The sequence below is a fragment of the Actinoplanes sp. TBRC 11911 genome, assembly GCF_012933445.1.
Taxonomy (GTDB): domain Bacteria; phylum Actinomycetota; class Actinomycetes; order Mycobacteriales; family Micromonosporaceae; genus Actinoplanes.
This window is the reverse complement of record NZ_JABBNC010000015.1, coordinates 1-26769: the sequence shown is the minus strand read 5'-3', so window position 1 is coordinate 26769 and position 26769 is coordinate 1. Positions and strand designations below refer to the sequence as shown.

Annotated in this window: 18 protein-coding genes and 1 pseudogene; 10 read left to right on the top strand and 9 right to left on the bottom strand. The window is 67.1% G+C overall.

Going from position 1 to position 26769, the window contains the following annotated elements; translation table 11 throughout:
* Positions 1 to 137 precede the first annotated feature (137 nt).
* Positions 138 to 3050 carry a M4 family metallopeptidase gene (locus tag HH310_RS21210; RefSeq protein ID WP_169177348.1) on the top strand — a complete coding sequence of 971 codons (2913 nt, stop codon included), beginning with the start codon at positions 138 to 140 and terminating at the stop codon, positions 3048 to 3050.
* Between the two features lie 94 nt (positions 3051 to 3144).
* Here HH310_RS21210 and HH310_RS21205 read toward each other — a convergent pair whose 3' ends face one another.
* The gene (locus HH310_RS21205) at positions 3145 to 4161 is read right to left on the bottom strand and encodes a TIGR03118 family protein (RefSeq protein WP_169177347.1); all 1017 of its coding nucleotides are present in this window, start codon (positions 4159 to 4161) and stop codon (positions 3145 to 3147) included.
* Between the two features lie 757 nt (positions 4162 to 4918).
* Here HH310_RS21205 and HH310_RS21200 point away from each other — a divergent pair.
* Positions 4919 to 5257 carry a hypothetical protein gene (locus HH310_RS21200; RefSeq protein WP_169177346.1) on the top strand — a complete coding sequence of 113 codons (339 nt, stop codon included), beginning with the start codon at positions 4919 to 4921 and terminating at the stop codon, positions 5255 to 5257.
* A 29-nt stretch (positions 5258 to 5286) separates the two neighbouring features.
* Here the strand turns inward: HH310_RS21200 and HH310_RS21195 are convergent, their stop codons facing one another.
* The gene (locus HH310_RS21195) at positions 5287 to 5787 is read right to left on the bottom strand and encodes a hypothetical protein (protein WP_169177345.1); all 501 of its coding nucleotides are present in this window, start codon (positions 5785 to 5787) and stop codon (positions 5287 to 5289) included.
* Positions 5787 to 7691, bottom strand: coding sequence for an NAD(P)/FAD-dependent oxidoreductase (locus HH310_RS21190; protein ID WP_169177344.1), 1905 nt, complete (start codon positions 7689 to 7691; stop codon positions 5787 to 5789). Before HH310_RS21190 ends, HH310_RS21195 begins: the two co-directional genes overlap by 1 nt.
* 106 nt (positions 7692 to 7797) lie before the next feature.
* On the opposite strand from HH310_RS21190, the gene HH310_RS21185 reads away from it, so the two are divergent.
* The 3 genes from HH310_RS21185 to HH310_RS21175 all read left to right on the top strand — a co-directional run bounded on the left by HH310_RS21185 (position 7798) and on the right by HH310_RS21175 (position 12382).
* Positions 7798 to 9465: an acetolactate synthase large subunit gene (locus HH310_RS21185; protein ID WP_169177343.1), complete on the top strand. Its 1668-nt coding sequence runs from the start codon at positions 7798 to 7800 to the stop codon at positions 9463 to 9465.
* Between the two features lie 94 nt (positions 9466 to 9559).
* On the top strand, positions 9560 to 10222 hold the full coding sequence (locus HH310_RS21180) for a hypothetical protein (RefSeq protein ID WP_169177342.1): 663 nt from the start codon (positions 9560 to 9562) through the stop codon (positions 10220 to 10222).
* 207 nt (positions 10223 to 10429) lie between these two features.
* On the top strand, positions 10430 to 12382 hold the full coding sequence (locus HH310_RS21175) for a protease pro-enzyme activation domain-containing protein (RefSeq protein ID WP_169177341.1): 1953 nt from the start codon (positions 10430 to 10432) through the stop codon (positions 12380 to 12382).
* A 130-nt stretch (positions 12383 to 12512) separates the two neighbouring features.
* Here the strand turns inward: HH310_RS21175 and HH310_RS45430 are convergent, their stop codons facing one another.
* The gene (locus HH310_RS45430) at positions 12513 to 13697 is read right to left on the bottom strand and encodes a GDSL-type esterase/lipase family protein (RefSeq protein WP_211192444.1); all 1185 of its coding nucleotides are present in this window, start codon (positions 13695 to 13697) and stop codon (positions 12513 to 12515) included.
* Between the two features lie 257 nt (positions 13698 to 13954).
* On the opposite strand from HH310_RS45430, the gene HH310_RS21165 reads away from it, so the two are divergent.
* From HH310_RS21165 to HH310_RS21150, 4 genes are all read left to right on the top strand, one after another.
* Positions 13955 to 15487, top strand: a complete 1533-nt coding sequence (locus tag HH310_RS21165) for a DUF5010 domain-containing protein (RefSeq protein WP_169177340.1) — start codon at positions 13955 to 13957, stop codon at positions 15485 to 15487.
* 68 nt (positions 15488 to 15555) lie between these two features.
* A complete protein-coding gene (locus HH310_RS21160; protein ID WP_211192443.1) occupies positions 15556 to 18291 on the top strand; it encodes a glycosyl hydrolase family 95 catalytic domain-containing protein in 2736 nt (911 codons plus the stop codon).
* Between the two features lie 106 nt (positions 18292 to 18397).
* Positions 18398 to 19858: an FAD-dependent oxidoreductase gene (locus HH310_RS21155; protein ID WP_169177339.1), complete on the top strand. Its 1461-nt coding sequence runs from the start codon at positions 18398 to 18400 to the stop codon at positions 19856 to 19858.
* 254 nt (positions 19859 to 20112) lie between these two features.
* The gene (locus HH310_RS21150; protein ID WP_169177338.1) at positions 20113 to 21072 is read left to right on the top strand and encodes an aldo/keto reductase; all 960 of its coding nucleotides are present in this window, start codon (positions 20113 to 20115) and stop codon (positions 21070 to 21072) included.
* 76 nt (positions 21073 to 21148) lie between these two features.
* On the opposite strand, the gene HH310_RS21145 is transcribed toward HH310_RS21150, so the two are convergent.
* Positions 21149 to 21703: a hypothetical protein gene (locus HH310_RS21145; protein WP_169177337.1), complete on the bottom strand. Its 555-nt coding sequence runs from the start codon at positions 21701 to 21703 to the stop codon at positions 21149 to 21151.
* Between the two features lie 96 nt (positions 21704 to 21799).
* The gene (locus tag HH310_RS21140; protein ID WP_211192442.1) at positions 21800 to 23737 is read right to left on the bottom strand and encodes a S9 family peptidase; all 1938 of its coding nucleotides are present in this window, start codon (positions 23735 to 23737) and stop codon (positions 21800 to 21802) included.
* 216 nt (positions 23738 to 23953) lie between these two features.
* Here HH310_RS21140 and HH310_RS43945 point away from each other — a divergent pair, with 216 nt between their 5' ends.
* Positions 23954 to 24442, top strand: a complete 489-nt coding sequence (locus tag HH310_RS43945) for a GNAT family N-acetyltransferase (protein ID WP_169177335.1) — start codon at positions 23954 to 23956, stop codon at positions 24440 to 24442.
* A 78-nt stretch (positions 24443 to 24520) separates the two neighbouring features.
* On the opposite strand, the gene HH310_RS21130 is transcribed toward HH310_RS43945, so the two are convergent.
* The 3 genes and pseudogenes from HH310_RS21130 to HH310_RS43940 all read right to left on the bottom strand — a co-directional run.
* On the bottom strand, positions 24521 to 25429 hold the full coding sequence (locus tag HH310_RS21130; RefSeq protein WP_169177334.1) for a helix-turn-helix domain-containing protein: 909 nt from the start codon (positions 25427 to 25429) through the stop codon (positions 24521 to 24523).
* Positions 25426 to 26631, bottom strand: coding sequence for a glycosyltransferase (locus HH310_RS21125; protein ID WP_169177333.1), 1206 nt, complete (start codon positions 26629 to 26631; stop codon positions 25426 to 25428). The genes HH310_RS21130 and HH310_RS21125 overlap by 4 nt, the downstream gene beginning before the upstream one ends.
* Positions 26632 to 26642: 11 nt before the next feature.
* Positions 26643 to 26769: pseudogene (locus tag HH310_RS43940) on the bottom strand (sugar ABC transporter substrate-binding protein); the annotation flags it as partial.

The following is a 26769-nucleotide window of genomic DNA, read 5'->3' as shown; positions in this document are numbered from 1 at the left end:
CGTACCCGTCCGATCTGAGCATGCCAGGAACGCCGCGCGCCTGCTCATCTGTGCAAATGCACAAGATCGTTCTTGTGGTGGCAGCCGATACCGGGGTGAGGTGGGCAAACCTGTTCACAACCTCGCAGGAGCACCAATTGCGCAGACCCAAGGCACTACCCGCCATCGCCGTTCTGGCGGCGGTCACCATTCTCGCCACCACCGCCCAGCCGGCGATCGCGGCAACCCCGACGCCGAGCGACACGAGGGCGTCGGAGGGGTCCGCCCCGGTCACCGAGGCGCCCGCCACGGACACCCCCGCACTCGTGGACGACGTGGCCGACCCGGTCGACGCCACGATCGCACCGGACCAGGCCGCCAAAGCTCACCTCGCGGGCCATCGGGACCGCTACAAGATCAGCGATCCGGCCGGCACGCTCACCACCGCGAGCGTCGAGACCGAAGGCGAACGCGAGACGGTCCGGCTGGACCAGAGGTACAAAGGCCTGCCCGTGTTCGGCGCCCAATACGTGGTGCGTGCCGAGAAGGCGGCCGGCAAGCGTACGGTGACCGGAACGTCGGGTACCTACTTCACGAACCTGGACGTCGACACGGCCGGCACCACGATCCCCACCGCGATCGCCGTTTCCCGCGCCGTCGACGAGGTCCGAAAGAGCCTGCACCCCGGTGCCGCGGTCGTGGCCTCCGCCCCGGGTGCCGCCGCCGACCTCGCCGGCACCGACCAGGGGCTCGTGGTCATGCCGACCGGCACCGGGGTGCTCGCGCGGCGTGTGCTCGTCAAGGGCAAGGACGCCGTCACCGGCCAGCCCGTGCTCCGCGACGTGTATGTGGGCGCGACTAACGGGGTGCCGCTTCTCAGCGTCAGCCGGATCAAGTCCTTCGTCGCCGGCCAGCAGGCCGTCGCCCTGGCCGCCGACGGCAAAGCGGCCGCGCCGCAGACCAGAACGACGACGCTGCCGGCGGGCAACGGCACGGTGCCGGTCGTCGGCCAGGGCACCACCCTGCACGGCGCCACCGTGTCGCTGCCGCTCGTCAAGTCCGACACCGGTTCCTACCTCATGAAGGACCAGACCCACTCGGCGCCGCTCACCACCTGGGACGCCCGCGGCCGGGACTACTACGACCTGCTCGGCGACCAGTGGCCGGAGGGCCTGGCGCCGTTCGCGTCGCCGTCGACCAAGCTCGGCGCCGACCTGACCGACGCCGGCGCCGTGGACGCCGGCTGGGACGCCGCGAAGGTGTTCGAGTGGTACCGCGACAAGCTCGGGCGCAACAGCCTGGACGGCGCGGGCATGCCGATCGACTCGATCGTCGGCATCACGTACGGCGGCTCCCCCTGGGTGAACGCGTACTGGGACGGCACCCGCATGGTCTACGGCAGCGGCGACGCCGAGTATCTGCCGCTGGCCGCGGACCCGGACGTCGTCGGCCATGAGATGACGCACGGCGTGGTCGAGCACACCGCAAGCCTGGTCTACGCCGGACAACCGGGCGCGCTCAACGAGGCGATCGCCGACTACTTCGGCAACGCCATCGACGTCGACGCCTCGGGCACGTCGATGTCCGACCCGCAGGCGAGCCTGATCGGCGGCGACCTCTGCCGTACGCTGGCTCCCGCTCAGTGCGCCCTGCGCGATCTCGACGACGGCGCCACCACGGCGGACTTCCAGCACCTCATCGACACGCCCTCGATGGACGACGGCGGCGTGCACCTCAACTCGACGATCGTGTCCGGCGCGCTCTGGGACCTGCGCCAGGCGCTCGGCAAGACGGTCGCCGACAAGATCGTCTACCGCGCCCTCACCGATTACCTGACGCCGATGTCCGATTTCGTCGACGCGCGCGACGCGGTGCTCGCCTCGGCCAAGTCGTACCGCCTGAGCAAGAAGGACCTCAAGGTGGTGCAGACCGCGTTCGACTCGCGGGGGATCACCGCGAAGTGGAAGGCGAACCTGTACGGCAAGGGCACCGACGTCCTGATCGACAGGCTCAACACCGGCGTGTACGCCGACATGAAGGCGAGCACGGCGGGCGGATGGTTCGCCGTGCCGCGGTCGGACGCGAACCGCACCCAGCCGACCTCGATCTGGGTGGGTCGCACCAACGGCAAGGGCACGCCGTACCGGATCTCCCCGGACGACGGGACCATCCACAGTTTCCCGCACACCGACGGCAAACGGGTCGTCTGGTTGTCGATCGGGCTGGACCCGTCATCGCCGACGGGCGAGACCAACCGCATCCTGTCGGCGCCGGTCGGCGGCGGCCCGGTCAAGGAGCTCTACAGCTCGCCGGAACGCGTCGACGGCGTGGGCTTCGACGGCGACGTCGTCACGTGGAGCCAGTACGACCCGGCGCAGGGCTACCTCGACGTCGTGCGCTACCTGCGCGGCAGTTCGCCGACCGTGCACACCCTGGCGCATCCGGGCTGGGCCGGCAGCGCGACCGCACCGAGCGTCAAGAACGGCAAGATCTCCTACATCCGGTACGAGAATTACACGCAGCCGGACGCAAACGGCCGGTGGTGGTCGCTGGGCGTCGAGGTCTACGACCTCGCGACCGGGCGCACGACCTACGCCGGCGGCGACGCGGGCGCCGAGCGGATGAGCTATCCCGACCTGTCCGGCACCGGCGTCGCCTGGATGACCGACCGCGACTACGGCACCATTGTTGACGGCGAGTGGACCCAGGGGGCGTACTACGACTCCGTGCGGCTCTTCGACTTCGCCACCCGCACCAGCCACCTGCTGTTCGACGAGAACTCCCCGCAGGCGATCCGCGCCGACACCGTCGCGCTCTCCGACACCACCCTCACCGTCACCGAGGAGGCCCCGGTGAAGGCCTGGCTCGACAGCGGCGGCTACCCGGACAACGCGCTCAACCCGAAGCTCAAGCAGTACACATTCCAGGGCAGGTACATCGGCCCGGCCTCCTGCAGCCCCGGCGCCCAGATGTACGCGGCGGCGGGAGCGGGACGCGAGGTGGTCTACATGGACTCCTCGGCGTCCGGCTTCGGCCTGGCGTACGCGCCGGGAGCCAAGTCCTGCAAGTAAGCCCCCGCTGGGCGAGAACAACGTGGCCCCCGTTGTGGGCGGGGGCCACGTTCTCACCGTTCGCCGTTGCCGGCCTTGCTAGTTACACTGCTGGTCAGGCGTCGCGCAGCGTGCCGATGATGCCGGCGTTCCCGCGGTTCGGAGCGGAGGCGAACAGAACCTCGCCCTTGTCGCCCGCGTCACCGTTGGCCTGGGCCAGACCGTAAAGGCCGCTGATCACGATCGTCCTACCGTTGGTGCCCTTCAGGAAGCCGACGAAGTGACCCCGGCCGTTGAAGACCGCGATCGTGCCGCTGTCGTGGTTGCCGATCAGAATGGCGCCCGGGAACTCGAAGCCACTCGGCGCGTTCACCACGCCCCAGGCGCCGTCGAATACGCTGTTACGCGGGTTCTGGTAGTGGTACATGAACCCCATGTTCTCTGAGTACGCGTCGACCCAGCCCTTGGTGCTGTTCCTGCTGTTGCTGGACTCGAAAGTGACCAGAACCGTGTTGCGGTTCAGCTCCGCGACGTTGAACACCCGCGCGTCACGCGAGATGTGAGGGTCGCGGATGGAGCCGATGAACTTGTAGTCGCTGTTGAACAGGTCGACACGGTTCTGCCGGTTGTTCGCGGCGGCGAGCACGGTGTGACCCTTGTAGTTGTGAATCAGCGAGATGCCGGTGTAGCTGGCGCCGCGAACGCTTACCTCGCGGAAGGTGTTGGTGCCGCTGAAGAAGGCGTCGATGCTGCCGTCCTTGCTGGCGATGATGAACTTGGCGCCCTTGAATCCCTTCGTGTCGTTGAACACGACGCCGGTCGGCGAGCCGTTTTGGACGTGGACCGGCGGCTTCTGGGAGACGCCCTCGTTGCGGCCGCCTCCTTCGAAGAGAGTCTCGATGTTCCGAGCGTTCTCGGAGACCCACCCGGCACCCGTCGGGCCGAGCGCGACACCCCACGAGCGTTGCACGGTCTGGTCGACCTGCTGGGCACCACGAAGGTCCGACAGCACAGCCTTGACCTCGATTCCGTGAGTGCTGGGGGCGGCGTTCGCGGCGGCGCCGGGGACGACGGTGGCCGCGATGGCCGCCGCGGCAAAGCCGGCGGCAGCCAATGTAAGACGCTTGCGCATCCTGGTTCCTTTCCACTGTGGCTCGCATCGTTGTGCGTGCCTGCTGACCATCAAACGCGGTCTTCACAGGGAACGGTCAGCAATTGTGACGGGCGACTATCGATCGGCACGGGTCGTTTCGCCAGCACATTTCAGAACCACGCCGGCCACGGTCAAAAATACACGCGCTGACGGTCTCCTACGCCATTCGCGGACGAAAGATCATTGGCCGGGCAGGAGACTCTCTTCGCTTTCAAAACGCCTCTCGTGCCCGGATCGTCGAAGGTGACCCTCGGCGACCGCGGCCCATGGCGTTTCGCATCGCGCCGATGTGGTCATCCACCAGGGAAAACAGGCTGACGGCCAGGCGCAAATCCGGGCCGCGGATCGGCAGTGAATCGTCACTCTGGAGAAACAAAATTGGACGCCCCCGGCTCCGCGGGCCGGCAGCAGAAACGGCAAAAGTAAATCCCTTCACTGCGGTCGGCGGAACGATGCGGGATTTGCGCCGAGCGAGAGAACGTCGTGCTTATCGATCCGATGTTCGCAGGATGCCGGGTACGACGGAGGTCACCTGTCAAATAGAAGACCCTCAGGAATTCCTCATCTTCGCCTTCGCACCGGGAACCCGGCCGTTTGCCATCCGGTTCGGACGGCGAGCGGCGCGCCGAACAGGACCCCGGCGGTGACCCGCCAGGCGTACGGACGACGGCGGTGAATTTCCCGCCTTGGCGTGCGTCTGCTGAGCACATTCGGCGGACGGAACGGTAACGAGTGAATGGTGCTCCACAGCGCGGATCAGACAATGGCAGGCGTCGCTCTGCTGGGCGTCGTCACCCTCGAGTACGGCCGGGCCTTCCTGCATCGCGTGGTGGACGGCACCCTGGCAGCTCACACCGTCGAACTGGTTGTCCTCGGTGTCGTGGTTATCGTGCTGGTGCAGGCGAACGTGGTGGAAAAGCCGTGGTCGACGCTCTGCTATGGAGTGCTGATCGCCACCATCTTGATGCCCGCCAAGCTTTTCCGTTCGGTTGCCGGTGACAACCCGCAATGGTCGAGCGGACTGATCGCCCTGGTGTGGATCGGCACCGCCGTCTTCTTCGTGGGCCTGTTGTGACGGGGGCCGCAAGCCGCGGCCCCCGATCACTACTCGCCGCCGGGCACCGGCGCCGACATCGCGGCCGAGAACGCCGTGTGCGCGCTGAACAGCACGAGCAGGCAGAACAGGATGCCCTCCCATTGGGCGCTGTTGAGCGACGAGCCCAGCGCGGTGTAAAGCGCGGGCACCGCCGCCACCAGCGCGACCAGCGCGTTGAGCGGCAGGCCGATGAACAGCAGCACGCGTGCCGACACCCGGGATCCGTCGTGGGCCAGGCGCGGCACCATCAGCAGGATGGCGATGAACCCCAGAACGCCGGCGGTGGTGAAGGCCAGCCGCCACAGTGTGGGGACCTCGGGTGCGACCTGGCTCATCAGCGCGGCGGTTCCGGGCACGAGAAACTGCAGCGAGACCACGTACGCCATGCCGCCCGCCTTGCCGTTGCGTGCCCGCAGATGGCGGAGCTCCTGCACGGCCACCCACCACAGACCGAGAAGGGTGAAGTTGATGCCGGCGATGGTCGAGTAGAAATCGGTGAGATCCTGCATCACTGGCCTTCGTTGATCTCGAGTGCCACCCGGACCGCCGACTCGAGGGCGCCTTCGATCCATGAGTGCTTGAGTGAGGTGTGCTCGCCGGCGAAGTGCAGCGGTCCCTCGGCGGCCGCGATCACCGGATGGTGTTCGACGAGCTGACCCGGGGCGAACACCGCCGCCTCGCCGAACGCGAAGTCGTTGCGTGCCCAGCTCTGCGTGGCGCCGTGCCCGGTGTAGAACACCTCGATCCGGTTGCCGTGCACCTCCTGCATGCCGCGCAGCGCGTACGCGTACCGGTCGTCGTCGTCCATCGAGTCCCACCGCGCCGCGTCGTCGGCCCAGGTGTAGCTGGCCAGCACCACGCCGCCCGGGCTGCCCGGCACCGGATGCGACGGGTAGTACATGAAGCGGTTGGCGTTGTCGGTGACCGATCCGCCGCCGGTGATCCGGTCGGCCGGGTGCGAGCGCTGCCCACCGTCTCGGGCCCGTTCCAGGTCAAGCCGCTGCCGCGGCGGAATCTCGCCGGTCACGCCCTTGCCGACCAGGTCGGTCCGGTCGTCGGCGGTGCCGCGGTCGTAGCTGTCGTAGAGGCCCGGCTCGATGCCGTCCAGCTCGCGCCGCCAGTCCTGTTCGGTGAACTCCCACCAGCGCCGGCTGAACTCCAGCAGGACCTTGGTGGCGGAGTCGTAGTGCAGCTCGATGATCGCCCGTCGCTTGGCGTAGGACAGCATCGGCTCGATCTCGATGTGCCGCAGACCGGAGAACGGGACGGTGATGACGGCCACGTCGCCGATGAACGTCTCCCGCGAATCGCCGGCCTCCGAGTACGCCTCGATCGTCACCCCGGGTCCGTCGACGGCGTGCTGGATCGTGGCAACGCGCCGATCGAAGACGACATCCTCACCGAGCAGCGGTTCGAAGGCGTACGGGAGATGCCAGCTGCCGCCCTCGAGCTCCCAGTATCGCGTGCTGGGGTTGATCATCGAGCGCGCCATGTAGCTGTGCACAAAGGCCAGCGGGAGACGGGAGGTGATGTTCTCCAGCGTGCCGATGGCGTCGATGGCGTTGCCGTCCAGGCCGGCGACCTTGGTGAGGAACTGGCTCATCGACAGGTCGTCGAGTTCGTAGATCAGCCGCGCCCATGCCTCGACCTGCTCGGCGGCCTCGCCCGCACCCTCGGTTGCCGCGTGGTACTGGACGTAGGCACGGTGCAACGCGGCGTCCAGGGTGTCCCCGGCCGGGACGCCCCGCAGATCTTCGCGCACCGAGAAGCTCTCGTTGATCGCCGACGGGTCGCTTTGATATTCGGAGCGCCGCATCTGTACGCCGTTGACCCGCACCCAGGTCCGGCCGGCCGCCGTGGGCGCCTCGTACACGTCGTCGGCCTCGGGATCCGGCCCGTTGCGCCAGACCTCTCCGGTGGCGGCCCGGTAGATCACCGGAGGCGGGCTTCCGTACGGCCGGCCGGTCGCGGCATCGACGTCGACGTTGTAGAAAGGCCGGCGACGCAGCCCGAACTTGTCGACCAGTGCCAGGGTGAGCGGATGCATGTCGGGGATGCGCATCGCGCCGGCCTCGGCGTACTGCAGGGGGTCGGCGAACGGCGAGGTCATCCCGTGCTCGGGGTCGTCGCGGAAGGTCTTGATCCGGCCACCGAGCCGCCTCGGGTTCGCCTCGATGATCCGCACCTCATGACCGGCCTGCTTGAGCAGGTAGCCGGCGGCCAGACCGGCGATGCCGGCCCCGACGATCAGTACCCGCTTCGCGACGACCGCCCGCGGCAGACCCTCGTCGATCAGCACCTTCAGATACCGAAGTTTCCGGTCGCTGCCGTCGGAGTCGAGCAGCAGCACGTCGCGCGCGAGGTCCAGGCAGACCCTCCACCGCGCTTCGTCGAGTCCATCAGGGGTGGTCACGCTCGTCTCCCTTGATCGTCAAACGGAGTGTCCGCATCAGACGGACGAGAGCGACGGATATTCACCCGGACCATGAATTCTGCGAACGCCGCTGCGTCTGCCGGGCGTGACGGCTGACAAGACCCATCAAAAAGGATCCGATCTCCTCGTACGCGCGTTGGAGAACGAGGGGGTCGAACGCGTGTTCGCGGTCCCCGGCGAGGAGAACCTCGACGTGCTCGAATCGTTGCGTACCTCGACGATCGAGCTGGTGCTGATGCGCCACGAACAACCGGCGGCGTTCATGGCCGCGACGTACGGGCGTCTCACCGGCAAGCCTGGCGTGGTGCTCACCACGCTCGGCCCGGGCGCCACCAACCTCACCACCGGCGCCGCGTACGCGCAGCTCGGCGGCATGCCGATGGTGATGATCACCGGTCAGAAGCCGATCCTGTCCGCGCCGCAGGCACAGTTCCAGATCGTGGACATCGTGGGCATGATGAAACCGCTCACCAAATTGGCCCAGCAGATCGTCAGCACCGCGATGATCCCGACCATGGTGCGCAACGCGTTCCGCATCGCCGCCGAGGAGCGTCCCGGCGCCGTGCATCTCGAACTGCCCGAGGACATCGCCGCTACCGCCGCCGACGAGCCGCTCGTGGCCCCGCATCCGGAGGTTCTGCCGATAGCCGCCGACGAGGTGCTCGACACGGCGGCGGCACGAATCCTCGCGGCCTCCCGCCCCCTTGTCATGATCGGCGCGGCCGCCAACCGCAACCGGCTGGTGCCCTCGCTGTCGCGCTTCATCGCCCGCACCCGCCTGCCGTTCTTCAACACGCAGATGGGCAAGGGCGCGGTCGACGGCGCCGGCGAGCTGTACCTGGGGACCGCCGCGCTGTCCGAGGACGACTACGTGCACGACGCCATCGACAAGGCCGACCTGATCCTGTCGATCGGCCACGACACCATCGAGAAGCCACCGTTCCTCATGACCGGCTCGGTGCGCGAGGTTGTCCACCTCGGGTTCACCCCCGCGAACGTGGAGGAGGTCTACTTCCCGCAGTACGAGGTGATCGGCGACATCGCGGGCGCCCTCGACCGCCTCGGTGACCGCCTGGACGGGAAGCTCGCGCCGGACCCGGGCGGCCTCCTCGGCCTGCGTGAGCAGATCCACGCGCACGTCCAGGAGGGCAGCCTCGACGGGCGATTCCCGCCTCTGCCACAGCGCATCGTGCACGATGTCCGACAGGCCCTGCCGGACGACGGCGTCGTCACCCTGGACAACGGAACTTACAAGATCTGGTTCGCCCGCGGCTACCGCACGCACCGCGCCAACACGATCCTGCTCGACAACGCCCTCGCCACCATGGGCGCCGGCCTGCCCAGCGGCATGATGGCCGCGATGCTCGACCCCGGCCGCAAGGTGATCGCGGTCGCCGGCGACGGCGGCTTCATGATGAACTCGCAGGAGCTCGAGACCGCGGTGCGGCTGCGGCTCAACCTCGTGATGCTCGTCCTCGAGGACAACAGCTACGGCATGATCCGCTGGAAGCAGAGCGCGGCCGGCTTCCCCGACTGGGGCCTGCAGTTCGGCAACCCCGACTTCGTCAAGTACGCCGAGGCGTACGGCGCCACGGGAACCCGTGTATGGCGCACGGAGGATCTCGTGCCGATCTTGAAAAACGCGCTCGCCGAGGGCGGCGTGCACCTGGTGGTGTGCCCGATCGACTACAGCGAGAACCAGCGGGTGCTGATCGACGAGCTCCGCACGCACCGCGCCGCCGGCAACAACTGAACGGACAATCACCGCCCACCACGCGCGACCGGCCGAGATCATCTCGCCGGAAAAGGGCCGCCGCCCTTGCACAGGGTTACCGCGAAGGAGCAACATGCAGCTCGCAAAACGGTGGAAAATGCTCGCCGCAGCTCTCGCGGCGGCGTTAATTGCAACGTTCGCCATGGTGTCGCCGGCGATGGCGGACACGCCCACAAGCTGGGGCACGATCGGGCAGTTCTGGAACGTCAGGTCGGATCTTTCGCCGACGCAGACCACTTACCACGCCAACAACACCGCCGTTTCGTGGGGTGTGCCCGGTTCGAGCGCACAGAACACACCCGCCATCGTGACGCTGCCCAACATAGACCAGTCATTCGACCGGGCCCTGCTTCTCACCGCACTCCCCAACGGGCAGATCGCTCAAGCCGTCATCCGGGTCACCGACAACAACGGATTCGCCGCGTCGCAATGGCAAGTAATCAGCTCACACAATTACGGGCAAAACTTCCACATTGACGGATACGTTACGGCGGCGGCACGGGGAAACGACATCCGGGTCGGCGGACGCGACGTGAACAACAACTATCTGGTATACATCGGAGGCACCATCAGCCAGAACTCCAACGGGGCGACCGTCAGCTACGGAGACTGGACCTGGCAGCCCGGCTTCAGTGACCGATGGGTCATGAAGACGGAGCCCCACCTCGCACTTATCCACGGGCAATACCGCGCACTGTATTCAGACGATCTCGTCTACACCGCGGGCATAATTTAACAGGCATCCGGGCAGGCCCCGGGCGCTCCCAGAGACCGCCCGGGGCCGACGCGGTCTGGGCTCACACCACGGAGATGTCCACCCGGCCCGGAGTCTTTACCGGCCATTCATGCGGCGACGCGAGATCCTCGCCACGTTCTCGGGGATCCACAGAAATCGTTTCCCGGGCGTCTTAGCAATGACGCTGTTTCTCATGTGGAGGTTTCTATGCCGCAGCTGTTGCGGACCGGCGGTCGTCTGCTCGCCGCCGGGCTCCTGGTCGTCGCCGCGCCGGCCATACCGGCCGCGGCCTCGGCGAGCCCGCCGGGGCGGGTGCCGTTGCCCAGCCCCAACGTCGCCGACCTGACCGGTACGCCGGTCCCGCTCGCGCCGGACACCGTGGTGCCGCTGCGGGTCTATCTCACCCCTCGTGCCGGCCTGGCCGATACGGCGACTTCGGTGTCCACGCCGGGAAGCGCGGACTACACGCACTTTCTCACTCCGGGTCAATTCCGTCAGCGGTACGCCCCGAGCACCGCCGTATCGTCCTGGCTGGCCGGGCAGGGCATGACCGTCACGGCGACCACACCGCACTACATCGGTGTCTCGGCGACCGTGGCCGAGGTCGACGCCGCCTTTCAGACGCGGGTGAGCTCGTACGACACCACGCGAACGATCGGCGGGCAGCCCTTCGTCATCCATCAGCCCGGTGTCGTCGGCGGTTTCTCCGCTCCCGCGGCGGTCGCAGCCCAGATCACCAGCGTGACCGGCATCGAGCAGCTCGACCTGTCGAATCTGCCCGCACCGGCACCGAAACCAGCCCCCGCCCGCCGTTCCCTGACCACGGACGCCGGGTGCTCGCACTTCTGGGGCGAGCACACCGTGACGATCCCGGCGGCGTACGGCCACACCAAAGCGCCGACCACGCTCTGTGGATACACGCCCGACCAGGTCCGTTCGGCATACGGCGTGAAGTCGTACACCGGCAAGGGCCGCACCATCGCGATCATCTGGCACGGCCACCTGGCGCACATGGAAAGCGACGTCAACCGCTTCTTCGACGAGCACGGCGATGCGGGGTTCGCGCCCGGCCAATACGCCGAGAACATCGGCCCGGACGTCGACGACACGTGCGGGCCGGACAGCGGAGACGTCGAGGAGGCCAACAACATCACGTCGGCGCACATCGGCGCACCCGACGCCAAGATCGTGTACGTCGCGGTGAACTGCACGCCCACCATCGAAGCGTTGCTGGAGTCGTGGCTGGACGGGGCGTACCGGGTGGTCGACGGACACCTCGCCGACGTCGTCTCGATCTCCGGCGGCCTGAAGGAGTCGACCCTCTCGCCCGCGCAGATCGCACCGTGGGCCGCGATGCTCGAGCAGGGAGCGGTCGAGGGCATCGGCTTCACCTTTGCCGCCGGTGACGAGGGCGACCTCGGCCTGTCCGGCGGTTTCGACGAGCACGACCTGTGGTTCCCGGCGAGCTCGCCGTGGGTCACCGCGGTCGGCGGGACCAGCCTGGCCATCGGGCGCGACGGCAAGGTCGCCGGCGAGTACGCCTGGGGCGACAACATCGCCCGGATCGACGCCGACCGCACCGGTTACGAGACCCCGCCTCCCGGCGACTTCAACTGGGGTGGCGGCGGTGGCATCAGCCAGGTGTTCGCGCAGCCGGCATACCAGAAGGGCACCGTCCCGGCCGCGCTGTCGCGCACCGCGCGGGTGATGCCGGACATCTCGGCCGACGCGGGTTTCGCCTGGCTCATCGGCTTCACCGACCCATGTCCGCCGAACGACACCGCCCAGGTGCGGCCGTTCGACTCCTGCGGCTCGCCGGCCTACACCGAGGTGGCCGGTGGCGGCGGCACCAGCGCCGCGAGTCCGTTGATCGCCGCCCTGGAGGCGGACGCCATGCAGGGCGCCGGGCACGCGTTCGGCTTCGCCAATCCCCTGCTCTACCGCATCGGTACCGGCGCGGCGATCCGCGACCTCGCCCCGGTGAACCCGGCCGACCCGCCGATCGTCGTGGGCGACCAGGCGAGCGGCGGCTCGTTCGACCCGGACGCGCTGATCACGCTCGGCGAGAACAGCACCCTCGCGTCACGCGACGGCTACGACGACGCCACCGGACTGGGCGCGGCCGGGCCATCGCTCGTCAGCGCGATGATGCACCCGTAACCAGGTCGACGGGGCAGCCGGCCGGACCGGCTGGACAGCGCGAACAAAATCTCGAGATGGCAGCCGGAGCCGCGGCAACGCTGAACGGCACGGGAGAGTGCGCCCCTACCGTGCCGTTCCCGGCGCCTTGTCAGCTGAACAGGTTGAGGTTGACGCTGTTGGCCATCGCCTGGAGCCCGTCGGTGTTCGGATGCAGGTGGTCGCCGTTGTCGTACGCCGGAAGGTACTGCTCGGGGTTAGCCGGGTCGTGGCTGGCGGTGTCGAAGTCAACCACCCCGTCGCAGCCGCTGTTCGCGCTGCGAACGAACGCGTCGTAGCCGTCCCGGCTATCCTCGCCCGCCTGGGTCCATCCACTGTCCGGCTTGAACGGGGTGAGCGTGGCACACAGGAACTTGACGCCCTGGGCGTGCGCCGCGTTGATGATCTGCGTCAGCGCCGCCGTGAGCTGCGCCGCCGACGGCGGGTTGGAGTTGTTCACGTCGTTGATCGGATCGTCGGCGAAGACCACCCACTTGACGTTGGGCTGCTGCAGCACGTCCCGGGTGAACCGGTTGACCGCGCTCTGCCCGGAGCCGTCGTGCAGCAGGGCGTTGCCGCTGATGCCCTCGTTGAGCACGCCCACCGTACGGCCGGCCTGGTTAAGACGCACGGCCAGGTCGTTCGGCCAGCGCCGGTTGGCGTCGCTCAACGATCCGATGCCGTCGGTGATCGACGCGCCGAGCGTGACCACCGAGCCGGTCGCGGCGCTGTTCTGCACATCCAGCCCGGACAACAGGTTGTATTCGCCGTTGGTGGTCGGGTTGGTCAGCGTCGCGTGGCTGGAGACGTCTCCGGCCGCGACGTAGTTGGTCTGCAGCCCGAGCCCGTGCTGCGTGGTGATGGTCTCCTGGCTCGGCACATAGAAACTGATCGCGACGTCGGACAGGGCCGGCACGGCGAAGGCGACCGAGTCGCTGACAGCCTTAGCGCCCACCGGGATCGTCACGCTGCTCTTACCACCGAAGGTGACCCGGCGATTGGTGGACGAGGTCACCGACGATCCTTGGCTCCGCCGCGCGATGTTGATGTCGGACACCGTGACCGGGCCGGCGCCGAACGCGTTGGACAGCTGCACCCGGGCGGTGGTTCCGCTGATGCTGGTGTGCACGATCTGCCGCAACGTCTGCTTGTTGAACGACGCGCCGCCTTGTTGGGGCGCGGCCGCCCAGGTGCCGGTGAACGGGGTCGCCGCGGGGGCGGCTTGCGCCGGTTGTACGGCCGCGATGGCCACCAGAGCAGCAGCGGCGGCGGTACCGACCGCTATTACTTTCTTCACAGAATCGCCCTTCTACGGGGATGAAAAGTTCGGCAGCGAACGCAACCGGACTCGGCGAATTCAAATCTCCGTGCAAGAAATTTGATTGTTTGATCGCGCACGCGACGCCGATTGTCACTTAAGGAAAAATTATGGAACGGACGTATCGGCTGCTGATCGCCACCGATAACGACGCCGGCCGGTGATGAATGCGTTGACCCACCGGAATCCACTGTGCTAACCCTTCAGCGTCAATTGCCGAAACGGCGGGAAGTGCAATGGAACGAAGAAAAGTACGTCGTCTGGCCGGAGCCGCGCTCGGAATCGCCGTGCTGGCCGGGACCGCGCTGGGGATCGGCGACGCAGGCGCCAGCACGACCAAGAAGGCCGCCTCGCCCGGTGCGGTGTGTGTGACGTTCGGCATCACGAACACCGTGCTGGACGGCGGAGACTACGAGAACCAGGGCAACACGATCTACAACCTGCCGATGTACAAGGCCACCACGGACGAGAACGCGACCTGGGACAACTACGTCGCCGAACTGCTCGCCGCCGGGGTGGACTGCGTCGCGCCGACCATTCGCGGCTACATTCCGGGCAAGGATCAGTACAACGGGGGCGGTGACACCCGGAAACTCGCCGGTCTCGTCGCCGCGATCCAGCGCGCGGGCGCCCAGGACAAACTGAAGATCAGCGCGCTCGACGACACCCCGGCCTCGCTGGTCGACAAGAAGAACCTGGACAAGCACGACCGCGGTGGCTACGACCCGCCGTTCGACGTGGCCGACGCCGACAGCACGGGTGAGGGCGGCTACAAGTACATGTGGGACAACAACTGGAAGGTCTTCCTCCAGACGGTCCCCGACAACATGCGTTTCAAGGTCGACGGCCGCCCGATGATCGTGGGCTGGTCGCTGGGCAGCCCGCTGTTCAGCAACCAGGGCAACGGCAACGTCACCAAGATGATCAACTACATGCGGGCCCAGGCCAGGGCCGAGTTCGGCACCGACCTGTACGTGGTGGCCGATCAGAGCTGGCGTCAGGTCGACCCCACGTCGACCACCACCTCGGACGCGATCCAGTCCTGGTTCACCATGGACAACGGCCACAGCGTCACCGACTTCAACGGGATGAAATTCGGTGTCGCGGTGCCCGGATTCTCGTTCGTCGCCGGCGACACGAACATGACCATCGACCCCGACCACGGGCGCGCGTTCGCTCGCAACCTCGACGCGACCGTGAAGGCCGGCGCTCAGGTCACGCTCGTGGAGGGGTTCACCGACTGGGAGGAGAACTGCGCGATGTGGCGCGGCCGCCCCGGCACCTACGCGCAGACCCATTACGACTACCCCAACCAGATGATCAACATCCTGCGGCGGTACTCGAAGAACCCGTTCCCGACCGACCTCAAGGTCGAGGCCGAGGGCGCCGACTCGTTCCACGACACCACGCCGGGCAACCAGGGCGGCGTCTACCGCGACGGCGACATCGACGTCGGCCGGACCACCGACGCCGGCGGCGGGTGGGCGGTCACCAACACGGCACCCGGCGAGTGGCTCCAATGGCAGGAGATCCCCCTGCAGGGCCAGGTCACCCTGAAAGCGCGGGTCTCCTCGACGGTCAGCAACGCGGCCATCCGCCTCGTCGTCGACGGTGTCGCCGGGCCCACGATCACCGTGCCGAAAACCGGCCAGACCTTCCGCACCATCGACGCCGGCACCTTCACCCTGCCGGCGAATTCGGTTCATACCGTACGCGTTGAGTTCGTGCGCGGCCAGGCGAACCTCAACTACTGGGGACTGGCCGCCTGACGTGTCACCGGTGCGGGGTTCCATCGGGGCCCCGCACCGCCTCCTGTGCTCTCTCGAAGGAGAAGCCTGTGCGTAAGACCCGCGGGTGGGCCCTGTTCTGCGCCACCCTCGTCACCGGCATCCTCACCGTCGCCGGCCCTGGAAGCAGCGCGAACGCGTCGGCAACCGACGCCGCCTTCAACACCGCCACCGGAACACTCGACGTGGATCGAGGCAGTTATCTGTCGAAGCATGACGTCGTCTACAACGCCCCGCAGTCGAACCCGAGCGACGGGCTCACCGTCGGCACCGGCCGTACCGGAGCAATGGTCTGGAACGACAACGGTCTGACCATGCAGGTCTCCAACCCCGACCTGGCCGAGCAGTCCGCGTACGCGGCCGGACAGGTGAATCTCAACACCAGCCCCGGCCTCGACACCGGCGCCTCGTCCTACCAGCAGCGGCTCTCCCTCTACGACGGCACGCTGACCACCCGATACGGCACCGACCGCACCGTCACCATGTTCGGGGTGCCCGGATCCGAGGTCATGGGCATCCACGTCGACGACCACCGCACCGGGCTGGGACCGACCACGCTCAACCTGTCGATGTGGGATCCGGCAACCGTGCAGAACGTCGCCGACGTCCCCGATCTGACCACCTGGCGCGCGGTCAGCACCTTCGCCGACTTCACGGTGGCAGGCTTCAGCCGGGGCACCGACGACCCCAACGGATTCGGCTACACCCTCGCGGCAACCGTGGACGGCACACCGTTCACCACCAAAGTGGTCAACGGCACCCAGACACGACTGACCATCACACCCGCCGCGAGCTACACCATCTGGCTGACCGCGGCAAGCCGGATCAACGCGCCCGGCCACGACTCGATGGCGCAGGCGCGAACCGAGCTGACCGCGGCGAAGCAGCGCGGCTACGCGGCCACCCTGACCGACTACCACAACTGGTGGCACCAGTTCTGGGCCCAGTCGTTTGTGCAGTACAGCGGGGCCGCCGGCACGGGCGACTACCTGGAGAACATCTACTACCTCGCCACCTACATGATCGCCGCAGGTGGGCAGGGCAACTACCCCAGCCACTTCATCAACGGCGTCTTCCGAGCGACCGGCGACGACACCAAATGGAGTAACGCCTACTGGTTCTGGAACCAACGTGACATCTACAACTCGTTCCTCGCCTCGAACCACACCGACATGTTCGCGGTCGAGAACAAGCTCTACAGCCGCAACTTCACGGCCCTCAAGGCGTACACACAGACCCGGTACGGCATCGACGGGCTCTGGGTGCCGGAGACCATGGGCTGGGACGGCAACGCACGCGGCACCGTCGACAGTGACTTCGTCAAGGACATCTACTCGACCGGCACCGAAGCCGCCTACAACATGTACCTGCAGTACCGCTACACCAACGACACGAACTACCTGCAGACCACCGCGTACCCGTTCATGCGCGAAGTAGTGAAGTTCTACCAGAGCAAACTGTCCAAGGACGCCACCACCGGCCACTATTACATGGCCAGCTCCAACGCGCACGAGACGTACTGGGACGTGAAAAACGCCATTACCGACCTTGCCGCCGTACGCCTGTTGTTCCCCCTGACCATCGCGGTGAGCAACCAGTTGGGGCTCGACGCGGGGCTGCGCGCGGGCTGGCAGAACGTGCTGGACAACCTCGAGCCGTACAAGGTCTCCGGTGGGGTGTGGCTGCCGCATGACCCGCCAGACGCGCAGATCCGCAACGGCGAGAACGTGACATCGGAACTTATCTGGCCCTACGACCGCACGGGGATCGGCGCCCCGGACTACGCGACGGCGCTGGCGAGTTGGAACGCGCGGCCCTTCCCCTACGGCGCCATCTGGGCCAACGACGCCGTCCAGGCGGCCCGCCTCGGCCTCGGCGACCAGACGCTGGCCGGGCTGAAACTCATGCTCCAGAAGTACCAGAACGACCCGAACGGGCTCACCGCCGATACCAACGGCGTCTTCGAATACCTGGGCGTGCACCTCGCCGCGACCAACGAATCGTTGCTGCAGTCGTACAACGACAGCATCCGCGTCTTCCCCGCGGCGCCGACCGACCCGGCGTTCACCGGCAAGTTCACCCTGCTGGCCAAGGACGGGTTCCTGGTCTCCTCGGAACGCGAGAACAACGACACCAAGTACGTCGGGATCAAGAGCCTCTACGGCAAACAGGCCAGCGTCATCAACCCGTGGGGGACGCAGCAGATCCAGGTGCGGCGGGCCTCGGACGGCGCGATGCTGGCCAAGACAACGGCCGGTACGGTTGCCTTCCCCACCACCGCCGGAACGGTGTACGTGGTGGAACGCACCGCCAAACCGCTGACCTCGTACGCGCACACCACGCTCACCGGCACCACCAACAACGGGGTGAAATCACTGGCCGGCACCGCCGCCACGCTCGGCACGCCCGCAGCCGGCCAGCCCACCCTCGTCAACGACACCGCACTCACCTACGACCAGAACTGGTTCGCGTCCAACGGCCGCGGTCTGGGCGACTACAACGACGACGTGCACTACACCACGACGAACGGCGCTGCCGCGACCTACACGTTCACCGGCACCGGCATCGACCTGCTCGCCGAACGCGCCGCCGACATGGGCAGCATCGACATCTACCTCGACGGCATCCTGAAACAGACGGCCGACCTTCACCTGGACGGCACCCGCCAGGCACAACAGACCGTGTACCACGTCGACGGCCTCAGCGCGGGAACACACACCCTGCGCGTCGTCAACCGGGGTACCGCCGTCGGGATGGTCGACGCGGTGCGCATCCTCACCTCGTAACCGGGCGCCGGCGAACAGGTTTCCCTGACCCCGATCGCGCAAGTCCGATTTCATCACCACCCACAGTGGAGGTATTGCCGGTCTTGGTCGCAGTAGGCTCGGGCGCATGGGACGTGTGATCATCGTCGGCGCGGGCCCCACCGGGCTGTGGCTGGCCGCCGAACTCGCGCTCGCCGGGACGGACGTCACCGTCCTGGAGAGGCGAGCGGAGCGCGATCTCCATTCAAAGGGGTTCACCATCCAACCACGGACCCTCGAACTGTGGGCGTCGCGCGGCATCGCGGACCGCTTCCTCGATGCCGGAAGACGGGTTCCGACGTCGCATTTCGCATTGCTGGACCAGCGGATGGACTACGGGGTGCTCGACACACCGTTTCCCTTCGTCCTCATTCTGGGCCAGCCTGACGTGGAGGCCATGCTCGAAGACCACGCCCGCGCGGCAGGTGCCGATATCCGGCGAGGTCACAGCTTCCTCTCTTCGACCCAGCGTGCCGATGACGTCACGGCACGGATCGCCGGACCGAACCACGCGTACGAACTGCAGGGCGCTTTCCTGGTCGGATGTGACGGGGTTCGAAGCTCGGTCCGGGCGGCGGCGGGCATCGGTTTTCCCGGAACCGACGGCACCGCGTTGTCGTGGGTCGCGGACGTGCGGTTGGACGCCCCACCAAACGATCCCTACTATCAGGCGACGTCGCCGGCCGGATCGCTGCTGGTGGTGCCCCTCGGACCCACGCTGCATCGAGTCGCCGGTATCGAGCCGAAGACCGCTGACCCGGAACCGGCCACCACGGCGGCCCTGGCCGCGAAGGTCAAGGCCATCGCGGGCACCGACTTCGGGCTACGCGACTCGTTCTGGTCATCGCGCAGCGACACCGACAACCGGCTTGCCGAAACGTACCGCGCCGGCCGGATACTGCTGGCCGGCGACGCCGCGCACCGGATCGCCCCGGCCGGCGGCCGGGGACTCAACACCGGAGTGCAGGACGCCGCGAACCTGGGATGGAAACTCGCCGCCGTCGTCCGCGGGCAAGCCTCGGACGAGTTCTTGGACAGCTACCACGACGAGCGGCACGCGGTCGGTGTCGAACTCATGGATTCCATCCGTGCGCAGATGCCGTTGATGAACCGATTCGACGAGGAGACCCTGGCCCTCCGCTCGATGCTGACCACCATGATCGCGGAGATTCCCGAGGTCTCGCGACGCTTGGCCGCCATGACATCGGGACTCGACGTCACCTACCGGCCGCCGTCACCGCAAGCCCACCCCTTGGCCGGCCGGCGCGCTCCCAACCTGCTTCTCGACGACGGCCGGACGCTGTTCGACCGGCTGACACCGGCCCGATATCAACTGCTCGACCTCACCGGACACGCCGTCCTGACCTCCATGACCGAGTCCAGCGACGCACGAGCAACGGCGCCTGCCGGGGCACGTGCTGCCGAATGGCGAGACGTTCGCGGCGCGCTGATTCGCCCCGACGGGCACGTCGCCTGGGCCTCGGACGCGGAAAAAGACAGCACACTGCGGTCTGCGGCGAAAGCGGCCTTGAACTCGGCCTGGCGTTGACACACCGAAATCGAGCAGCTCGAGCGTCACGACGGCGCTGATCGCACCGGCCCTGCTCGCCCGGCATCGGGCCGGCATCGACGTCCGCGACGTGCTCAGCGCGAACGCGATTTTCACGCCGCACACCGCTGGCCGATGTTGTCCAGGAATCGAGTGGATGGCGTACCGCAGTTGAGTCACCGGCGCGGCCAGCCTGCGTACGTGATACGTCCTGCGCGTCGTGAATCCAGAGATCCGTCGCACGTCTGCGGAACATGAAGTATCGGCAGCTCGGCAGGTCCGGCGTCCGGGTGTCCACCGTGGCGATGGGCGCTCTCACGTTCGGCCACGGATCTGGCCCCGTCGGAAGCGTAGGACGAACCGAGGCGACCCGCCAGGTGGACCTCGCGCTCGACGCGGGCGTCAATCTTATCGACACCGCTGACTCCTACTCCCGTGGTGTGTCGGAGGAACTCGTCGGTCGGGCCCTGAGAGGACGCCGGGATCGCGTGCTCATCGCCACGAAAGCAGGCATGCCCATGGGTCACGGGCCCAACGACCGGGGCTCATCTCGACAACATCTGATCCGCGCCTGCGAGCGCAGCCTGCGGCGCCTCGGCACCGACCACATCGACCTCTACCAAATGCACGCGTGGGACGGCGTAACACCTCTCGAGGAGACGCTGTCTGCGCTGGACGCCCTCGTGCGTACGGGAAAGGTCCGCTACGTCGGATGCTCGAACTACTCCGACTGGCATCTGATGAAGACGCTCGCAACATCCGAACGGCTAGGGCTGACCCGGGTCGTCAGCCAGCAGATCTACTACTCGCTGACTTCACGAGAGGCCGAGGATGGGCTACTCCCGACCGCCATCGATCAGGGTGTCGGAGTACTGGTGTGGGGCCCGCTAGCGGGCGGGTTGCTGACCGGCAAGTACCGGCGGGGCGAGCGACCTCCGGCAGGCTCGCGGCGTTTCGCCGGCTGGACCGATCCGCCGGTCCGAGACGAGGGCAGACTGTACGACATCGTCGACGTCTTGAATGAGATCGCCGCCGAGCGTGCGGCGACATCGGCTCAGGTGGCACTCGCCTGGCTGCTGTCGCGGCCAGCGGTGACTTCCCTGGTTGTCGGCGCTCGGACCAGCGCGCAACTGGCGGAGAACCTCGCGGCCGTCGACCTCGAGCTCACCGCTGGCGAGCGCGCCCGCCTGGACGAGGTCAGCGCCATGGGCTGACCAGAGACTAGAGTCGCTGTTTCGCGGGATGTGACGGCCGCGGCGCCCCGGGGACTCCGCGGCCGTCGCCGGTCCGTCAGTGCTGGGGCTTGAGCGTGATCGGCACGTCGGCCTCGGCACCGGCGGAAACCGTGAACAGTGCCGAGACAGAGAAGATCGCGAGGACGCCGCCGCGGATCTTCTCGTTCTGCAGGGCCTTGTCGTCGACCTTGAGGGTGGTCTTGAACGACCCGTCAGGGTGCAGCTCCGCCTGGGCCACGCTGCCCGGGGTGACGCCGGTGTGGACCCAAACCAGGTTGGCGGCGGAGTGCGTGTCCTGCGAGAAGCCCTTGGAGGGCTGCCACCCGGACTTCTCGATCCAACCGATTTCCACGTACGCCCCGGCGTTCGTTCCCGGGCTGATCGGGTTGGCGGTGCGCGTGTCGAAGCCGGTACCGCGGATCGTGATGACGGTGCCGTCGGTGAGATTCCTGCTCGGCGTCACGGTCAGATGGGGGTGCGGACGGTTGCCCTGATCGCTCGCCGGGGCGGCGGACGCCGGCCCGGCGAGCCCCACCGCGGTCAGAGTGAGCGCCGCCACGGCGGCGAGCCCGGCGACGATGGGCCGCCGGTGTGCGATGGCATGCTGCATGCCGATCGTTCCTTCCTGGACAGAAAACCGGAGCTGTCACCGGCCAAACGTCGCAGGACGCCCGCGATTCACGTGATCTAGCAGACCCGGCCGGCGTCAGCCAACGATCGACCCGGCCGGCAAGTACTTCTCAAACCAGTCGATGATTCTGCTGAGGAAGTCGGTCACGGCGGGAAAAGCGCGGACGCCGTGTCCCTCCTCGGGATAGATGACCAACGCGGACGGCACTCCGTGGAAGACCAATGCGTGGTGGAACTCCTCAGCTTGCCCCGGCGGAGTGCTGCGATCCTGGCCCCCCGCGATGTTTAGGCATGCCGCTCGCGTCTTGCTGGCGTGAACCAGAGGACTGCGGCTGAATACCTGGCTGCCCGGTACCTCAGGGTCGCCGTTCAGAAGGCGGACGCCGAGGCCTGCGACGTTGCTCGTGTATAGCCAGCTGTACCAGTCGGTGATCGGGTCGATCGAGACCGCGGCGGCGAATCGGGTATCTTGGGTGATCAGCCAGGATGCCATGTAACCGCCGTAGCTGGCGCCGATCACGCCGATCCGGGCCGGGTCGGCGATACCGCGCTCCACCATCGCGTCAATGCCGGAAAGACAATCCTGCGCGTCAGCGCCGCCCATGTCCCCCACGACCCCGGCCGCGAAGGCTTGTCCGTAGCCCGTGCTGCCCCGCGGGTTGGGGGTGAGCACGGCATATCCGCGGGCCACAAGCATCGAGATCCACGGGTACCGCGCCGACCAATAGTCCCGCAGAGACCAGATGGGACCGCCATGGACGTGCAGAATGAGCGGATGCGGTCCGTCACCGCTGGGCAGGAACAGCATGCCGTCGATCTCCTGCCCGTCGCGCGCGTTCCACTCAACACGCGTCGCGTGGCCGGACATCGATGCCCAGTGGTCGGTGCCTGCATGAGCGATCGATGCCAGTATCTGGTGGCCGTCCGGGCCGGACATGACGATCTGCGGCGGCTTGCCGTAAGAGTCCTGGATGGTGACGACCCGACCGTCGGAGGTGAACGCGGCGTCGGGGTAGATCGCATTCCCGCCGCAGTTGTTCGGCGTCGCCACCACTTCGTGGACTTTTCCGTCGAGGACGTCGATGACGCCCGCTGCCGAGTCGAGTCGTCGCACGCCGGCGAAGCCAAGCCGTTCGGAGTCGATCCAGCCGGTGCGAGTGACGTCCGTTCCGTTCGTGTTGACGTGGCGAGCGGCCGCGGTGCCGGTGTCGACGACCAGGAGGTCGCCGGCGACGACCCAGCGATCGCTGCACACTGCCTGAACCACCGCGACTTGACGGCCGTCAGGTGATCCCGACGGAAGACCGAGCTGCACCGTGCTCGTCAGAAGCGTCCGCACCTTCTGGGTCACCAAGTCGACATGACTCAGTTCCGCGCTGTACCACGCGTCTTCGTCGGGGGTACGGGATGTGATGGCGACGATGGCGTCCGGCCCCGCCCAGTTGGCTTCCCAGCAATTCAGGCCCTCGCGCGAGACGCGGGTAAGTTCGCCGGTGCCAGGCTCGTAGGTCCAAAGGCTGCGCCAGGCATGGTCGGCGGCCGAGCCGTACTCGGTCCGCGGATACCAGGAAGGCAGAGTCGACGCCTGATGGCCGAGCGTGCCAGATCCTTGGGCGCTGGGCAGCTCGGCGCCGACACCCGCGACGCCGAGGAGGAGCTTGCGGCTGTCCGGCGACCAGTACGCGTATTCGATCGTCCCGGGCACTGGCGGAGCCGGCTCACCCTGGATGAAAAGCTGGAATTCCCCTGGCCGTTCTCGATCCGACAGAAAGGCCGTGCTGTTCCCGTCGGGGGAAATTCGCGCCCCGTAGGCCCGATCCGCGAGGGGGCGCAACGTTCCATCCACGACGGTGTGGACGACGCTGCGCGGTCTTCCCTCAAGTTCCTCCCACACGTCCGCGGTCACCACGACCTGACGTCCGTCTGCCGACACGTGGACGTCACGAATAGCCGATGGTCGTCCGAAAGCCGGTTCGAAAAGCGCGCGCAATTGCTTCTCGACCGTCTGGTGCATACCGGACATACAACGACCTCCTCAGGATATCTGCCTCAAGCGATGACCAAACGTGCCGGAAAGCCGCGCCTTCAGCCAAGCGGGCTAGCCGTGAAGATCGTCACGGTGCTCGTCAATACCACTGCCGTGTGCCAGCCTCAACAGACACCGATGTGGACAAAGGATTCGTGTCTCGCGTCCTAACGCTTCTCGGGAAAATGAAGCAAACTGGCAGCCGTGACAAATGATCTACATCTCGTCCCCATGGCCCGTTCCGGGTTCGACGACGGCGTGCCGATTGCGGTCGACGTGTATGCCGAAGGACTCATTCGCAACCAGCACGTCGACGCGACGGCGGCCCGTGCGGCCGGCGAGAAAGCCGTCGCCGACCTTTTTCCCCAAGGCATCGATACGCCGGGCATGCTGTTCTTCGACGGCCTCGCGGACGGCGTGAAGATCGGCTGGGTTTGGCTGGCCTTGAAGTCATTGAACACGTCCCACATTTACATGATCTTCGTGATGGAGGGCAGCAGGGGCCGTGGCCACGGGCGCGCGCTTATCCAAGCTGTGGAACGCGAGCTGGTCGGGCGCGGGGTGCGACAAATAACCCTCAATGTGTTCGCCTACAACGAGTCCGCCCGAAGGCTCTACCAGAGCGTCGGCTTCAAACCCGTTTCCCAGTTGATGACGAAAACGATCAACAATTGCCGCGAACCCCTGATGTGAAGGTATGAACTTCCCCGCAGGACGTCACCGCCGCCGATCCCCTCCGCCGCGCGTGCAAACGCGAGCATGACTGTCCACCTACCCACTTGGCGACCCGTGATTGCTGGGCGAGTCGGCGGCTGCGGGGGAAGGCTGTCGGAGAGTGAGTCGGTTCAGCCTCGCGAGGCGCTCGACGGCGTCCGTACCAACCGCAGGCTGGAGCAGGCTCAGTCGCTGGGTCAACGTGGGGCTAAGCATGACCGTGCGTTCTACCTCGATGGTCCCTACCTCCGGGTGAGCGAAACGTTCGCGGTTCGACTGGACGGTCAGGACCTCGTGTTGTTCCCATTTCACTCGGAAGTCCGCGCTCTCCCGAAGCAGATTCTGCAGGAAGTCGCAGGTCTCGGCGTCCGCCCTGCGCAGCGCGACACCGTTGCGAAGTTCTGCTGCCAGTACCCGGCTACCGATGTCGTGGTCGTCGGCCGGTTTCAGCCGGCGGCGCCAGTCCGGCTCAGTAAACCATCGCCAGACGATGTTCGACCGAGGCGCCTTGAAGTCCGCCATCGGGCCGAACAGCTCAGCATGGATGGCGTTCTGTGCCAGCACGGTGCCGATGGTATCGATCACCGCCGCCGGTATGAGGGCTGTGACGGCCCGTAGGACCGAGGCGAGCGCCGGGTTCGCCGATCCACCCGGCTCCATAATGGGCGGCACGGCCTGTTCGGCGAGACGATATATGTAGCGACGGTGTTCCGGGCTCAGCAGTAAGGCGCGTGCGATGGCGTCGAGCATGTCCGGCGACGGCATCGGGCCGCGAGCACCGCGTTCCAGACGCTCGTAGTAGGCGACGGAGACGTTTGCGAGCGCGGCGACTTCGGCTCGCCGCAACCCGGGCGTTCGCCGTGGGCCTAGTGTGGTGATGCCGGCGTCACTGGGGGACAGCGCCTCGCGGCGGCGGCGAAGAAAATTACCCAGCTCTCGGCTGCATATCTCGGTCAGAGTCGTCATGATTGCGGAGCTTTCACGTCGCTCGTTCGGCCAGGTGGGAAACGAGGTGGCCGAGGGCTCGCCTCTTCTACGATCTCGGCGATGGCGTCGAATGGGCGCGACCGGGTGGCTTCGCGCATCAGCGGCTCGGTTCGAGTGCGGAACCTCCGATCCCGCAGGATGGTCTGCACCGCCCCGCGGATGTCCGCGAGGGTGGGTGTTCCGGTGTGCAGGTTGATGCCCGTCCCGGTCCACTCCAGGCGGGCTGCGACCTCGGCCTCCTCCGCGGCGCTGGCGGCGACGACGCTCGGCACGCCATGGCGTAGCGCGAGGTGGACGTCGTCGGCATTGCCGTCGGTTATCAGGACCTCCGCCCTGGGCACCAGATCGTCAAGCGGTGCGGCCGCTTCCGCATGGCCGTTGTCGGCCAGCGCGAGCATGCTCGGCACCACCAGATCCGAGACGGCGACGATCGGCCGGCCGCCAACGAACATTCGGCGCCCGGCGCCGGCGCCCAGTGCCGGGAGGATCGGGCCGACGAAGCGGAAGTGGGCGGGGACGTCGCCGCGCCGGTACTCGAAGCTGGGGATCGACAACTGCAGGTAGTGGTCAGTGTGCCGCAGTGCCGCATTCCAGAGGTAATCCTCGAGTGGCACGCCGAGCGTGGCGAAGGTCCCCTCGGCGGCCGCCTGTGCCCCGGCCATGTAGTCGCGAACCTTGGCGTTCATCGCCCGGTTTCGGGCCCTGCCCTGCGGCGGCCTGGCGGCCCCGGGCGGTGCGGTGTCCGCACTGAGAAACATCGGGCAGAAGGTACCGAGCGTCACGAGGGTCGGACGCTGTGGGCCCGCGAGGGCAAGAACGGGAAGGAAGGTCTGTTCACTGAGGACGACGTCGGCCGCGAATTCCTTGATCAGCGCCCGCAGGTCGTGAAACAGCACCGGGATCGGATCGATCAGACCGGCCTTCATGTCGAAGACCATCCTGGCCAAACCCGGCCGCAGGTTCTCCCGCTCGGCGAGATGCCGGTCGAGGCGGAGGTCGTCGAAGTCGACCTCCGCGGGAAAGGCGCGAAAACACGCCCCGGTGGACCGGACATGGTCTTCGAACCGGGCGCCGGTGTAGATCACCACGGTGTGGCCGCGGGCCACCAGGTCTCGCCCGATGGCCAGCAGCGGATTCATGTTGGCGAGCTCGGGGTAGCCCGCGATCACAACGTTCGACATGGTCTCTCAGGTCAGTTGATGCCCGCCGCCGTGCATGCCTGGGCGAACGCCGCGGTGCACACGTCGGCCTTGGTCACGAAGCCGTCCGAGATCACGTTCTTGACGGTGTCCTTGGTGATCGACTCCGGTGTCAGCAGC

Bases quoted from the DNA above. Each gene is read 5' to 3' on its own strand.
- HH310_RS21205 (WP_169177347.1), bottom strand. From the start codon at position 4,161: ATGCGCAAGCGTCTTACATTGGCTGCCGCCGGCTTTGCCGCGGCGGCC.
- HH310_RS21200 (WP_169177346.1), top strand. From the start codon at position 4,919: ATGGTGCTCCACAGCGCGGATCAGACAATGGCAGGCGTCGCTCTGCTG.
- HH310_RS21180 (WP_169177342.1), top strand. From the start codon at position 9,560: ATGCAGCTCGCAAAACGGTGGAAAATGCTCGCCGCAGCTCTCGCGGCG.
- HH310_RS21155 (WP_169177339.1), top strand. From the start codon at position 18,398: ATGGGACGTGTGATCATCGTCGGCGCGGGCCCCACCGGGCTGTGGCTG.
- HH310_RS21165 (WP_169177340.1), top strand. From the start codon at position 13,955: ATGGAACGAAGAAAAGTACGTCGTCTGGCCGGAGCCGCGCTCGGAATC.
- HH310_RS21145 (WP_169177337.1), bottom strand. From the start codon at position 21,703: ATGCAGCATGCCATCGCACACCGGCGGCCCATCGTCGCCGGGCTCGCC.
- HH310_RS21150 (WP_169177338.1), top strand. From the start codon at position 20,113: ATGAAGTATCGGCAGCTCGGCAGGTCCGGCGTCCGGGTGTCCACCGTG.
- HH310_RS21140 (WP_211192442.1), bottom strand. From the start codon at position 23,737: ATGCACCAGACGGTCGAGAAGCAATTGCGCGCGCTTTTCGAACCGGCT.
- HH310_RS21125 (WP_169177333.1), bottom strand. From the start codon at position 26,631: ATGTCGAACGTTGTGATCGCGGGCTACCCCGAGCTCGCCAACATGAAT.
- HH310_RS21195 (WP_169177345.1), bottom strand. From the start codon at position 5,787: ATGCAGGATCTCACCGATTTCTACTCGACCATCGCCGGCATCAACTTC.
- HH310_RS21175 (WP_169177341.1), top strand. From the start codon at position 10,430: ATGCCGCAGCTGTTGCGGACCGGCGGTCGTCTGCTCGCCGCCGGGCTC.
- HH310_RS21130 (WP_169177334.1), bottom strand. From the start codon at position 25,429: ATGACGACTCTGACCGAGATATGCAGCCGAGAGCTGGGTAATTTTCTT.